Source organism: Alcanivorax quisquiliarum, assembly GCF_023051175.1.
GTDB lineage: Bacteria > Pseudomonadota > Gammaproteobacteria > Pseudomonadales > Alcanivoracaceae > Isoalcanivorax > Isoalcanivorax quisquiliarum.
In genome coordinates, this window is sequence record NZ_JALKII010000002.1 from 56,517 (window position 1) to 68,382 (window position 11,866).

Sequence of the window (11,866 nt, forward strand, 5' to 3'; positions counted from 1 at the left end):
CGCCTGCCTGTCAATTCGAGACGGCCCCCTGCCAGGATATACGGATGCCGCAGCCACCCACCGTCACACCCCGCTTCAGCCAGGCTATCTTGCAAGCCGCCACGCGGCTGGGCGTTTCTCTGCCGGCGGCCTTGCACGAAGCACTGGCGCCCGAGCTGCTGCCGGAGCGGATGCCGCTGGCGGCACAGGATCAGCTCTGGGCCGCCTTGAGCGAAGCCAGCGGTGATCCGCTGATCGGCCTGCGAGTGGGCCTGGAAATTCAGGTGGGGCACCTTGATAGCGTGGGCTTGCTGCTGATGAGCTGCGACACGCTTGGCGGCGCGCTGGAAGCGCTGCTGGAATATTTCCCGATCATCAGCGAAGGCAGCCATTTCGAAACCGAGCCGCTGCCCGACGGCCTGCGCCTGCACTACCGCCCCGGCTTCGATACGCTGGTGGAAATCCGCGCAGAGGCGGTGCTGGGCTGCCTGGTGCATTTGTCGCGGTGGATGACCGGCCACCAGTTTGCGCCCACGGAGCTTGGCTTTCGCCATGCCGCTCGCGCCGACATGACCCGGTATCGGGCATTGCTCGATTGCCCGCTTGAGTTCGGACAGGCCAGCTATTATCTGGTCTACCGTTCAGCTGATCTGGATATTCCGCTGATTCAGGCCAACGCGGCCATGCGTGAGCATTTGCGTGGTGTTGCCGATGCCATGCTGGCCAATCTCCACAGCGACAGTGCCAGCCTGGCGCACAAGGTGGGCGCGCTGGTGCGGGCACACCCCGAGTGGGGCAAGGAACGGGTGGCAGAGCAGTTGGGGCTGAGCGGGCGACATCTCAACCGGCGGCTGGCCGAGGAAGGCAGCAGCTTCAAATTGCTGCGCGATGCCACGCTGCTAAGCATGGCTGAGGAGCGGCTACGCGGGGATCAGCGCATCGCCGAGATTGCCGAGGCGCTGGGTTTTTCCGATGAGAGCGCGTTTGCCAAAGCCTTCAAACGCTGGGCTGGCGTGACGCCGGCCCGGTTCCGGGAACGCGGGCCGGCAGCCAATGATCAGACCTGATCCAGCGCCTGGGTGATATCCGCCAGAATATCATCCACATGCTCGATGCCGATCGACAGGCGCACCAGATCCGCCGACACCCCCGCCTTTTTCAGCTCGTCATCATTGAGCTGACGGTGCGTGGTAGTGGCCGGATGGCACGCCAGCGTTTTCGCATCACCAATATTGACCAGCCGCTTCACCATTTGCAGCGCATCAATAAAGCGTGCGCCCGCTTCCCGCCCGCCCTGAACACCAAAGCTGAGGATGGAAGCTGGCGTACCACGCATATAACGTTGTGCGAGCGCGTGGTAAGGATCATCTTTCAGGCCGGCATACTTCACCCACTCCACCTTGCTGTGGCCTTTCAGGTATTCCGCCACTTTCTGCGCATTCTCGCAGTGGCGCTCCATGCGCAGCGCCAGCGTTTCAATGCCCTGCAGGATCAGGAATGCGTTGAAAGGTGACAGCGCAGCGCCCATGTTGCGCAGCGGCACCACGCGAGCACGGCCGATAAAGGCAGCCTCGCCCAAGGCCTCTGTGTAGACAACGCCGTGGTAAGACGGATCAGGCTCATTGAATTGCGGGAAGCGCGGGTTGTCTTTCCACGGAAACTTGCCCGAATCCACAATGATGCCCGCCACTGTCGTGCCGTGGCCGCCCATGTATTTGGTCAGCGAATGCACCACGATATCGGCGCCAAAATCAAACGGCCGGCATAGCACCGGCGTGGCAACGGTGTTGTCGACGATGAGCGGCACGCCTGCCTTGTGCGCCACATCGGCAAGCGCCTGGAGATCCAGCACGTTGCCGGCCGGGTTGCCGATTGATTCGCAGAACACCGCCCGCGTACGGTCATCGATCAGCGCCGCGATGGCGGCCGGATCATCACCGTCAGCCATACGCACCTCAATGCCGAGTGTCGGCATGGTGTGGGCAAACAGGTTGTAAGTGCCGCCGTACAGCTGGCTTGTGGCAATAATATTATCGCCGACCCGGGCGAGCGTCTGGATGGCAGCTGTAATCGCCGCCATGCCCGATGCCATGGCCAGCGCGCCAACACCGCCCTCCAGCTCCGCCACACGTTGTTCCAGCACGGCATTGGTAGGATTCATGATCCGGCTGTAAATATTCCCCGGCACCTTCAGATCAAACAGATCTGCCCCGTGCTGGGTGTTGTCAAAGTAGTAGCTGGTGGTCTGGTAGATCGGCACCGCGACGGCATGAGTTTCCGGATCACCGGCAAAACCGCCGTGGATGGCGATGGTTTCGGCTTTCATGAGATGTTGTACTCCCTGGGTTTCACTCAGGTAGCACTATAGCGAACACAAGGGGCTGCTGGCCAAGCCCCCGGGCGGAGCGAGCCCCGCCTGGCCGGTGCAATCCAGAATATGGAACCCGCCAGCCATGTATTCCGAGGGCAGTGCATCGAACATCTCGCGGGTCGTGCGCACCAGATGAGGCTGATCGTAAAAGCGGCTGGCCGCCGCCAGCGCCGAAACGCTCATGCCGCTGCGCCAGAGATGAAACAACTCGGCAGCCTTGAGGTGCAAGAGAAAGCGCCGCAGGGTTACGCCGGTCTGCTCGCGGAACAGCCGCGCCAGGCGCGAGGCGGATAGCGCCACCGGCTCGGCCAGAGCCGCCACATCCAGCTGCTCCGGCGGTGCATCACGCAGCAGTTTTGCCACCACACGCACTCGTGCATCCAGCGGCGGCGCCGGGCAGCGCAGCCTCTCCAGCAGCGCCGCCCGCAAGGCGCCGGCAGCCGTGGCATCCGGTTGCGCCAGCACGGCCTCCGCCATGGCCACCCAGGCAGCATCGAAGGGCAGGTCGCAGCTTTCGCGACCGTTTGCAAGATGCCCGGCAACGGCGAGCCAGGCGTCGGTATCAGGATCAAGGTGGGCGATCAGCATCGCGCCATCGGCTGGCGGCGTCAGCGCCTGCGGCACTTCTGGTGCCACCAGCGCCAGACGCGTCAGGCGCTGTTCGCCGCGTACTTCCAGCTCAAAAGGTTGATGCAGGCCGCACAGCAACGAGGCTGCCACATGCCGATGGGGCCGGTTGGCCTGTGGCCGGCCGATAAACAGCCAGTCGCCGCGCCACAGACACAACACGCCATTCAAGGGCTGGCCAGACAATTCAGCGATGCAGGGCGTAAGGCACCCGCAAGCCAAGCCGTGCGGCGATTTCGACGCACACGAAAATCGGCCCGATCAGCAAAAACACCAGATCTTCGACAAAGGAGGGCTTCTTGCCTTCCACCTTGTGCCCCCACACCTGCACGGCCCAGGCCACCACCCACACCACCAGCGAAATCCAGAACAACGACCAGCCGGCGCTCTGGATGGCAAGGATGCCGGCCACCGATGCGGCAAACCACGCCACCATCAGCAGGAACACGCCAAAGGAGAGGCGCAGGTAAACAATTGCCGAAAGAGCACCGAGCACCGTGGCACCGTTCACCCAACGGGCCGCGCCGCCTTCCAGCCCCAGCCACTGCCCGATGGGCACCAGCCACAACAGGCCCAGGGTGGAGAAAAAGATCGCCGGCACGCAGAAGAAGTGCACCCACTGGTTCACCGGATTTTGGTGGCTCTCGCCGTAATCAGCCAGAAATTGCTGCAAGTTGCGCATGATTCCTCCCTGCCCTGCGGGCTGTTATTCGAATATAGCCTGATATTAGGCATTCCCACCGTGCTCAGGCTTGTATGAAAACGCTACCCTATCTTCGGCCCTGCCCGCCGGAGCCGCAACCTGACCGGCACTAGGCCAACGGCGGCTCCGGCCAGAAATCGAACTGATCCGGCACGGTTTCCGACACTTTGGCGCTAAATACCGGGTCCCGCTTTTCCAGAAAGGCGCGAAAGCCGTCGCGGCCATCCAAGCGCTCACTAGTGATATACATCAGGCGGGAATCCACACAGTGGGCCTGCATGGGGTGTTCAAAAGAGGGGTTACGCCACAGCATCTGCCGCGTGAGCGCCAGCGATACCGCCGAGGTTTTGTGCAGCAGCTTTTGCGCCAGCGCGTAGGCCGCTGGCAACACATCTTCTTTTTCCGTCACGGTGCGGAACAGGCCCTTTTCCTGGCCCTCCTCTGCACTGAAAATTTCACCGGAGAGCATCCACTCGAGAGCAACCTGCATCCCCACCAACCGAGGCAGGAACCAGCTGGAACACGCCTCCGGCACAATGCCACGCTGGCTGAACACAAAACCCACCTTGGCGCCGGCCGCGGCAATGCGGAAATCCATCGGCAGTGTCATGGTGATGCCCACGCCGATAGCTGCCCCGTTGATCGCCGCTATTACGGGCTTTTTCGAGCGATAAAGCGCCAGTGACAGCTCGCCCCCGGAATCACGAATCTGCGTAATATCCAGCACTTCACCCTGGGGCGTATCGTAGCCAAAGATGTTGCCCTCCGGGCGGTCCAACTCCATACCGGCACAAAACACCCGGCCGGCCCCGGTGACAACGATCACGCCTATATCATCGTCTTCATTGGCTCGCTGCAACGCGTGCAGCATCTCGTCGCGCATCCGCAGCGTCCATGCATTGAGCCGCTCCGGGCGGTTGAGTGTGATTGTCAGGATACGATCACTGACCTGATAGAGAATGTCGTGGTATTGCATCGATGCTCTCCGGCATAGCGCGAAAGCATCGACGATAGCAGCGGCCCGTGGCGAGCCCCATGACCAAAACTACCTGCGCGCTCGCCGGTCGGCAAACACGCAGCAGATCAATCGCACTGGTTGCGATTGTCCTTCAGCACCGTGAGCACCTGGCTGCGCAGCAACAGCCCGACCAGACGCTGGCTTTCATCCACTACGGGATACACTTTCGGCTTCTGCTTGACCATCATTTCGGCCATATCCACGACCGACGCTTCCGGCGATACCGTCAGCGGCTCCCGATGCATCACATCGTCGACCTTCGGGGAGCCTTCGCAGTGATAGCTGGAAACCAGCAAGCTGCGCAGGCAATCCTGCTCGGAGACAAAACCGACCACGCGGGATTCAGCATCCACCACCGGCAAGCCGGTAATCTTGTGTCGCAACAACGTTTCCACCACCGTGGTAATGGCTGTCCCCAGCGCGATGGACGGCGAATGACGCGCCATCACTTCCTTCACTACCAACCCCATTACTACACTCCTCGCTCATTCAAAGACGACAGGCAACCCTGTCGGCCCTGGCCTTGCCTCACCACGCCCTGCCCGGAAGGCACGAGGCGCCCGGCTCAAGCCTGGTCGCTCATCGTCCACCGCCGTGGGCAACCTACATGCCCGCGGCGGTGTGCAGCTGCTGGCTATCAGCCCAGATGCGCAGTCAGCATCCAGACCGTTTTTTCATGCAGCTCGATTCGTCCGCCAGCCAAGGATGCCGTGCCCTCATCGTTATGCTCCTGCGCCACACGCAGCACACGATCTGACTGCTCGGCGCACAATTTGTGATCCGCCGCCAGCTCGGCCAGCATCGCCTGCGCATCCGGCTCGCCTTCGGCGTCCTTCACCTGAGAAAGCCGTGCGAATTCAGCGTAAGAACCCGGCGCACGATGACCCAGCGCACGAATGCGCTCAGCGATCTCATCTACCGCCGTGGCCAGCTCGGTGTACTGCTCCTCGAACATCGTATGCAGCGCATGGAAGTGCGGGCCGGTGACGTTCCAGTGAAAATTATGGGTTTTCAGATACAGGGTGTAGCTTTCCGCCAACAAGCGAGCCAACGCCGCCGCGACTTCCGGATTGCGATTCATGAAACCACCTCCTTGATTACTTTATTCCTGGCTGGCCCAGGCGCGTGCCAATGATAATGACACACCCCACACAGAACGAAAACGTGCCTCCAGAGCACCGGGCACCTCGGCAAAGCACCACAAAAACCCCGCACTCCACTACGCCGCCCCGCTCCCTGTCACGACTAATCGCCGCCAGAACAACGACTTGCCGATTAATATAACCCTGCCGAGCACATTGATCCATCAAAAGGACACCAAGGCACCCATAGCATAAAGCTATCAGCTCGCCCATTTTCGCCAGCAGCACGACTCCCCCTCGTCAAGCCCGCAGCAGGCGGGTAGAATGCCGCCTCCGCAAGCACCGCCGGCAAAGCTCAGCAGGTCGGTGGTGCAGAAAGTTTTTATGGAGAGGTGGCTGAGCGGTTGACGCAAGGCCGCCGTCAGCGGCCGCAGCGAACATCGCCGCAGCGCGGTGATGGCCCCGAAGGGGTGAGGCGCAAAGCGCCGAATCAAGCGCACGACTGCGGTGCGCAAGCACCGCCGGCAGAACTCAGCAGGTCGGTGGTGCAGGAAAGTTTTTATGGAGAGGTGGCTGAGTGGTTGACGCAAGGCCGCCATCGGCGGCCACAGCGAACATCGCCGCCACGCGGTGATGGCCCCGAAGGGGTGAGGCGCAAAGCGCCGAATCAAGCGCACGACTGCGGTGCGCAAGCACCGCCGGCAGAACTCAGCAGGTCGGTGGTGCAGGAAAGTTTTTATGGAGAGGTGGCTGAGTGGTTGAAAGCGCACGACTCGAAATCGTGTTTACGTTAGTAGCGTAACGAGGGTTCGAATCCCTCCCTCTCCGCCATAAACACGAAGCCCGGCTAAAAGCCGGGTTTTTTTGTTTATGCAGCATGCGGATAAAAGCCCACGGCTTCAACCGATCCTGCGAAGCAAGCAGAAGGTATCTCACAGCGCAGCGAAGACGACCCCGAAAGGGTTAGGGCACAGAGCGCCGAACAATCTTTCCCCCGATCCTGACAGAGGCCCATTACGCACTCAATCCTACGAGTCTTTCATGCCAACAAGGCCCTCAAGACAATCGGAAAAATAATCGCCGTTAGCCAGATAAACCCTGCCTGTTTTCTTATCCAGCAGCTGGTAGTTACCATTTTTTTTGGAAAGCAGGCTTGTCCTATACAGATGTCTTTTCCAAAAAGGGAAGGGCGCTGTTTTTGAAACACTAACATCACCAAACTCCCATCTAATATCTTTCCCAGAGTAATCTTTGGAAAATATTCTGCCACTCTCAGAAACCTTCAAAAACATAATACTTCTCCTTCCTTCAAAAAACATTATCGGGCAAACAAGCGAGAGGTAGATCAAATAGAGGAAAACCCAAAAAAACATAGCATCTTCTTTGGTAAACTCTCCTTTAGACCCGAAAAAAGGGAAGTCTCCCCACATATAGCGAAATGCCACAAAGATAAAAAGAAATGAAAATGGGATCGACACCCTCAAATCGAATAAAAACTCAGTTCCGCTTTTGAAGTAGCGCTTGTCGTAACATCTGCTCGAAGGCACTGCTTTACCTCCCATACATTTGTTGGCCAGCTACGTTGGCCGTCGTTCCAACCATTGCGGAACGACCGGAAGTTACTATCATCGCTGTAACTCCTGAGCCAGCTCCGTAAGTCAAACCAGCAGATGCAGAGCCACCTACCGCAGAACCTATCACGCTCCCCCAGTTAAAATCATTTTTCGAGATACACGGGTCGTTATAGATAGTCATGCCCTGTCCAACTGCATTGCCTCCAGCTCCAAGAGCGGCCCCCGCCCCACAGCAGCCAAAAGACTGCCCGAACCAGGAATCAAAGCAGATAGCCCCCCAATAGCAGCGCCAACCAAAGCGGAAGTTGCCACATCGCCCCAACTTCCACCTGTCACTGTTGCGCCAATGCCCGCAGACACACCACCAATTACCGCCCCGACGACGACCTGTAGAAACTCACCATTTGGATCAATAAAGTTCACCGGGTCATTCAAAACATACCCATAAAGGTTCGGCCCATCTCCGCTAAACCGAATCGGATCTTTCGCCGTCCACCGCCCACTATGAGCGTCATAATCTCTCGCCCCAAACTGGGTGAGCTGGGTGTGCTGATCATAGATACCGCCGGCGAAACCGAATGGTTGAAAGCCTGGGTTGGTATCTTGTGTGATGTTGCCCCATACGTCGTAATCAAGGCGTTGGGCGACTTGACCGGTGGCCACGTCCACCACCAGCCTGGGGCTGCCCAGGTAATCGCTGTGACCTGATAGGTGTTACCTCCTTTGATCATACAGGCCGGCACGTTGGCCCCTCGCTATATAAAATATTCTAATCCAATATCTTGAGTTCAATAATTTCATTACTTTCCTTTCCAGTGAATAACACAACCACCTGCAAGCTTCCCTTCTTCCCCTTAACTGTAAAGAACATTTTCTTGTACCCCGGGTCTGAACTGACTCCATAATAAGTAAGTCTTTTCCAAAGCCGGGTTTCTTGGATATCTCCCACCTCAGAAATCACTACATCGCTTTGGTTAATATAGCTAATCGCTCGACCCCGATCTTCATCAAGAACCCAGGCCAGGTTGATAAAAAAGGTCAACCCCAAGAAAACAATCACAGCAAACCAAAACCAAAACTTCACCCTCCTAAAATTAATATCCACACCAATCACCAGTTAGTATAACTACCAAACTCTGCCCCAACTGATACAGAAGCTCTGAGACCAACATTCTTGCCACCATCCAAAGACACTGGCAAAGAGTCTGAACTATACTTTCCCCCCGGAGGTGTTGTTATCCAGTGAAGCAGGATTTTATGGACGACCAAGCTGCCAATATCGTCCTAGACACGTCATGATAATTTACTCTTCATTCAGCGGCAGTATTTTGTCCAAAAAAATAGCCAGCAAAATCTGAGCCGCTCCCCAACTCCATACAATATAGCTTTCACCCTTAAAGGGCCCTTCACTCGGCACCAAAAAACAAACCATTAAGAAGAGAAAAGACATCATTATAGCAAATTTAACATATGTAACAATTACAGACGCAACTATTTTATTTCTCAGAATAAAAAAACAACTCTCTAATTCACAATCAAAGCTCTTCACGGCAAGCGAGCGCGCCAGAGCAACCCCATCCACCAATATCCAGCCTAAAGGCAAAGCAAAGAATGCCAAGTGGATGTGCTTAAAAGTATCTTCCAATCTCAGCCAGAATATCAGATAGCCCAGCACCAAAATTGAAAGCGATAGTATGGCAGAAATACCCATTATCCAGCTTCTACCCATGCTACTCTCCACACCCGCAACCAGCAGTAAGAGCAGCTCCCACCATGCCGCCGACCGCCCCTCCTATCGCTCCTGCGTAGCCAGCTTTTCGCCCTCCCGTAGCCACAGCAGATGGCCCCTCAACGGACTTGTGGCGACGTACCACCAACAATTGTGTCAACACTCCGCACCTCACTTTAGAGGCATTAGTTTATCTAGTAAAAAAACGAATAAAGACTGAGCCATTATCCAAGCCCATAAACTATAATAACTCCCCGCAAAGTCGCCATTCTCTGGCACCATAAAATAGGCCATAGAAAACAAGAGAGCCATAACGAATACGAACTTCAAATATAGATTTTTTATTAAAAAAATCAGATCCACCTTTAATAAAGAAAAGTTCTCATCATCGGAATATAGTATTTTTCTAGCTGTTGAATCCACAGCATAAACACCCTGAAGCAAAATCCAGCTTGGGGGTAAACACAACAAAAGCATGTAGAAGGGTAAAAAAGCCCCTTCTATCTTTATCCAGAACATCACAAAACCTAGCGTTAAGGTAACAAGCGACAGCATGGCGCTGATGCACATGGTTAAATTCCTTTTTATTCTAACCCTCACATCCACACCCCGCCGTAAGGGCCGCTTCTACCATCCCACCAACTGCTCCCCCGACGGCCCCAGCGTACCCACCTCTAGCCACCCCAGTAGACGCTCCCGATATAGCTCCACCGATTAACCCGCCAGCTCCATGGCCGGCTGGAGCCGGCAGATTACTTGCAGCAACACCCGCGACAGCCCCCCCAGCGACCGCGCCCAACACGCCCTTCCCCTTGCTCGACCAGCTGCCGCGCCAGCAGCGCCACCTGCGGCCCCGCCCGCGACAGCACTGCCTGTCACCGATCCTGGTGTTCCCGGCAAAGCTCCGGCACCGGCACGCCGGACTCAGCTTGCTTCAGAATCGCCAGGATCTGGCTGTCCAAAAATCGTGACTTCTTCATGCAGAATCTCCTTCGTCATAGATTACGAGAAAACTCTACTTTTGAGCACCGCTAGTTCTCGGGGGGATTACCCAGGCTTTTCACCGTTACGCCAAGCCTGCTCGCGACTTCGGACACCTTATACCCCCGATCCGTCACTTGACGAACCGCCTCAATCTTGAAATCTTCCGGGTAGCGTTTACCGCTCATAATAGACACCTCCTCGATGCGTTATTGTAACGCTATCGAGTGTCTAGAATATCGGGGGCTTGCCATGCCTATTATTTACTACTCACGATAGCTTAACCTTCCATTGAACTTCTCGTATTTATTTCAGTTAGCGATTGTAGCCTGCCTACAAACTCCTTACTCCCGGAAATATCACCATTAAGGAAAAACGCCCCCTTACCATTAATTGAGACCTTCCAGTTTGAATTTTCTTTACTTAGAAGAGTCATCATCTTTAGAAAAGGCTCTCTTTTTATTCTCTCTATCGAAATTTTTTCAGGCGGGTGAAGCTCGATTTCCTTACCCCAATAAGTTCTCAAAAAAAAACGCTTCCTTTTATCTTCGAAGACAGACTGCACAGCGCCTAAAGAATTAATTAAAAGAACAACTCCTCCGGCTAACAAATAAATAAAAAACACCGTCACGAAAATTAGAAGCAGCCAGATAAAGAAAACATTTACGGACTCAAATCCTAAAAGTTCGTCAGAAAATATAGTCATCAAACCCCAATAAACTTGATATCCACAACACGCCAATCCCACAGGAAGAAACAAAACCCCTTGCCCCTTCTTTCCCAATCTATCATCACACACTACCATTCTTATCATCACTGCCCGCCGACATAACGTGTTGTAACCGCCCCAGCAGTCAGATTAACACCGAAACCCCGAAGGCCCGTAACGATATTGCCCATTGGCCCTTGAGGGGCATGGGCATGCATGCCGCCTGAAAGCAAACCACCCAATGCAGAGCCTCCGACCGCTCCCCACTTGAAATCATTACTTAATGATTTACTCGGATCTCTATGTATCGCGGTCGTTTGTGCAATAGCATTCGCCCCCCTCCCAAGACGGCCCCCGACAATGCGCCTTTAATTAAACTTCCTCCAGGGAAAAGCCAGCCATAGCGCCTGCTCCAGCACCAATAATTCCGCTCATGGCAGCTTCACCTATAGAGCCGCCAGTGACCAAAGTGCCGACAAAGCTTGACACGCCCCCAATAGCTGCACCAATGGCGGCGCCGGGAATGCCGAATTCACCCCGGGGATCAATAAAGTTCACCGGGTCATTCAAAACATACCCATAAAGGTTCGGCCCATCTCCGCTAAACCGAATCGGATCTTTCGCCGTCCACCGCCCACTATGAGCGTCATAATCTCTAGCCCCAAACCGGGTGAGTTGGGTGTGTTGATCATAGATACCGCCGGCGAAACCGAATGGTTGAAAGCCTGGGTTGGTGTCTTGTGTGATATTGCCCCATACGTCGTACTCAAGGCGTTGGGCAACTTGACCGGTGGCCACGTCCAGCACCAGCCTGGGGCTGCCCAGGTGATCGCTGATGATCTGGTAGGTGTTGCTATCTTTGATCATGTAGGCCGGCACATTGGGCTGATCGGCGTAGATAAAGTGGCTGATCACGTTACCGTTACCATCCAGTTCTGCTATCGGGTTCAGCTGGTCCTGGTACAGGAAGCCTTGAGTGAGGCTGCCGTTGACTCTCTTGCCGATTCGGCGGTTCTGGCCGTCGATGAGGTAGTCGATAGTGATATCGCCGGGCAGTTCCACTTCTAACAGGTTGCCAAGCTCGTCGTATCTT

At 55.8% G+C, this 11,866-nt stretch carries 13 protein-coding genes, 1 tRNA gene and 3 pseudogenes; 2 read left to right on the forward strand and 15 right to left on the reverse strand.

Translation table 11 applies throughout. The annotated features are described in order from the left end of the window. Positions 1–44 precede the first annotated feature (44 nt). Positions 45–1,046: an AraC family transcriptional regulator gene (locus MU846_RS03300; protein WP_246948406.1), complete on the forward strand. Its 1,002-nt coding sequence runs from the start codon at positions 45–47 to the stop codon at positions 1,044–1,046. Here the strand turns inward: MU846_RS03300 and MU846_RS03305 are convergent. The 6 genes from MU846_RS03305 to MU846_RS03330 all read right to left on the reverse strand — a co-directional run bounded on the left by MU846_RS03305 (position 1,037) and on the right by MU846_RS03330 (position 5,779). Beyond that, the gene (locus tag MU846_RS03305) at positions 1,037–2,305 is read right to left on the reverse strand and encodes a bifunctional O-acetylhomoserine aminocarboxypropyltransferase/cysteine synthase (protein ID WP_246948407.1); all 1,269 of its coding nucleotides are present in this window, start codon (positions 2,303–2,305) and stop codon (positions 1,037–1,039) included. The two genes, MU846_RS03300 and MU846_RS03305, sit on opposite strands and share 10 nt — an antisense overlap. Before the next feature lie 36 nt (positions 2,306–2,341). After that, complete coding sequence (locus MU846_RS03310; protein ID WP_246948408.1) at positions 2,342–3,163, reverse strand: helix-turn-helix transcriptional regulator; 822 nt, start codon at positions 3,161–3,163, stop codon at positions 2,342–2,344. Position 3,164: 1 nt separating this feature from the next. Beyond that, the gene (locus tag MU846_RS03315) at positions 3,165–3,659 is read right to left on the reverse strand and encodes an Mpo1 family 2-hydroxy fatty acid dioxygenase (RefSeq protein WP_246948409.1); all 495 of its coding nucleotides are present in this window, start codon (positions 3,657–3,659) and stop codon (positions 3,165–3,167) included. Between the two features lie 130 nt (positions 3,660–3,789). Beyond that, positions 3,790–4,656: a crotonase/enoyl-CoA hydratase family protein gene (locus MU846_RS03320; protein WP_246948415.1), complete on the reverse strand. Its 867-nt coding sequence runs from the start codon at positions 4,654–4,656 to the stop codon at positions 3,790–3,792. Between the two features lie 107 nt (positions 4,657–4,763). Further along, positions 4,764–5,168, reverse strand: coding sequence for a CBS domain-containing protein (locus MU846_RS03325; protein WP_246948417.1), 405 nt, complete (start codon positions 5,166–5,168; stop codon positions 4,764–4,766). 167 nt (positions 5,169–5,335) lie between these two features. Beyond that, positions 5,336–5,779 (reverse strand): Dps family protein, encoded by a 444-nt coding sequence (locus MU846_RS03330; protein ID WP_246948419.1) that lies wholly within the window; start codon positions 5,777–5,779, stop codon positions 5,336–5,338. A 741-nt stretch (positions 5,780–6,520) separates the two neighbouring features. Here MU846_RS03330 and MU846_RS03335 point away from each other — a divergent pair. After that, a tRNA-Ser gene (locus tag MU846_RS03335) sits at positions 6,521–6,611 on the forward strand. A gap of 197 nt (positions 6,612–6,808) precedes the next feature. Here the strand turns inward: MU846_RS03335 and MU846_RS03340 are convergent. The 9 genes and pseudogenes from MU846_RS03340 to MU846_RS03380 all read right to left on the reverse strand — a co-directional run. Next, positions 6,809–7,342 carry a hypothetical protein gene (locus MU846_RS03340; protein ID WP_246948421.1) on the reverse strand — a complete coding sequence of 178 codons (534 nt, stop codon included), beginning with the start codon at positions 7,340–7,342 and terminating at the stop codon, positions 6,809–6,811. A 189-nt stretch (positions 7,343–7,531) separates the two neighbouring features. Then, complete coding sequence (locus MU846_RS03345) at positions 7,532–8,044, reverse strand: RHS repeat-associated core domain-containing protein (protein WP_306799248.1); 513 nt, start codon at positions 8,042–8,044, stop codon at positions 7,532–7,534. 79 nt (positions 8,045–8,123) lie between these two features. Further along, complete coding sequence (locus tag MU846_RS03350) at positions 8,124–8,459, reverse strand: hypothetical protein (protein ID WP_246948423.1); 336 nt, start codon at positions 8,457–8,459, stop codon at positions 8,124–8,126. Between the two features lie 198 nt (positions 8,460–8,657). Next, entirely contained in the window at positions 8,658–9,083 is a 426-nt protein-coding gene (locus MU846_RS03355) for a hypothetical protein (protein ID WP_246948425.1), read from the reverse strand. Positions 9,084–9,254: 171 nt separating this feature from the next. Continuing rightward, positions 9,255–9,653 carry a hypothetical protein gene (locus MU846_RS03360; protein WP_246948426.1) on the reverse strand — a complete coding sequence of 133 codons (399 nt, stop codon included), beginning with the start codon at positions 9,651–9,653 and terminating at the stop codon, positions 9,255–9,257. A gap of 317 nt (positions 9,654–9,970) precedes the next feature. Next, positions 9,971–10,063: pseudogene (locus tag MU846_RS03365) on the reverse strand (transposase); the annotation flags it as partial. 72 nt (positions 10,064–10,135) lie between these two features. After that, positions 10,136–10,252: pseudogene (locus MU846_RS03370) on the reverse strand (transposase); the annotation flags it as partial. A 92-nt stretch (positions 10,253–10,344) separates the two neighbouring features. Continuing rightward, positions 10,345–10,878, reverse strand: coding sequence for a hypothetical protein (locus MU846_RS03375; protein ID WP_246948427.1), 534 nt, complete (start codon positions 10,876–10,878; stop codon positions 10,345–10,347). A 267-nt stretch (positions 10,879–11,145) separates the two neighbouring features. Further along, a pseudogene (locus MU846_RS03380) lies at positions 11,146–11,850 on the reverse strand (RHS repeat-associated core domain-containing protein); the annotation flags it as partial. Positions 11,851–11,866: the final 16 nt, after the last annotated feature.

Bases quoted from the DNA above. Each gene is read 5' to 3' on its own strand.
- MU846_RS03300 (WP_246948406.1), top strand. From the start codon at position 45: ATGCCGCAGCCACCCACCGTCACACCCCGCTTCAGCCAGGCTATCTTG.
- MU846_RS03305 (WP_246948407.1), bottom strand. From the start codon at position 2,305: ATGAAAGCCGAAACCATCGCCATCCACGGCGGTTTTGCCGGTGATCCG.
- MU846_RS03315 (WP_246948409.1), bottom strand. From the start codon at position 3,659: ATGCGCAACTTGCAGCAATTTCTGGCTGATTACGGCGAGAGCCACCAA.
- MU846_RS03320 (WP_246948415.1), bottom strand. From the start codon at position 4,656: ATGCAATACCACGACATTCTCTATCAGGTCAGTGATCGTATCCTGACA.
- MU846_RS03325 (WP_246948417.1), bottom strand. From the start codon at position 5,168: ATGGGGTTGGTAGTGAAGGAAGTGATGGCGCGTCATTCGCCGTCCATC.
- MU846_RS03330 (WP_246948419.1), bottom strand. From the start codon at position 5,779: ATGAATCGCAATCCGGAAGTCGCGGCGGCGTTGGCTCGCTTGTTGGCG.
- MU846_RS03340 (WP_246948421.1), bottom strand. From the start codon at position 7,342: ATGGGAGGTAAAGCAGTGCCTTCGAGCAGATGTTACGACAAGCGCTAC.
- MU846_RS03355 (WP_246948425.1), bottom strand. From the start codon at position 9,083: ATGGGTAGAAGCTGGATAATGGGTATTTCTGCCATACTATCGCTTTCA.
- MU846_RS03360 (WP_246948426.1), bottom strand. From the start codon at position 9,653: ATGTGCATCAGCGCCATGCTGTCGCTTGTTACCTTAACGCTAGGTTTT.
- MU846_RS03375 (WP_246948427.1), bottom strand. From the start codon at position 10,878: ATGATAAGAATGGTAGTGTGTGATGATAGATTGGGAAAGAAGGGGCAA.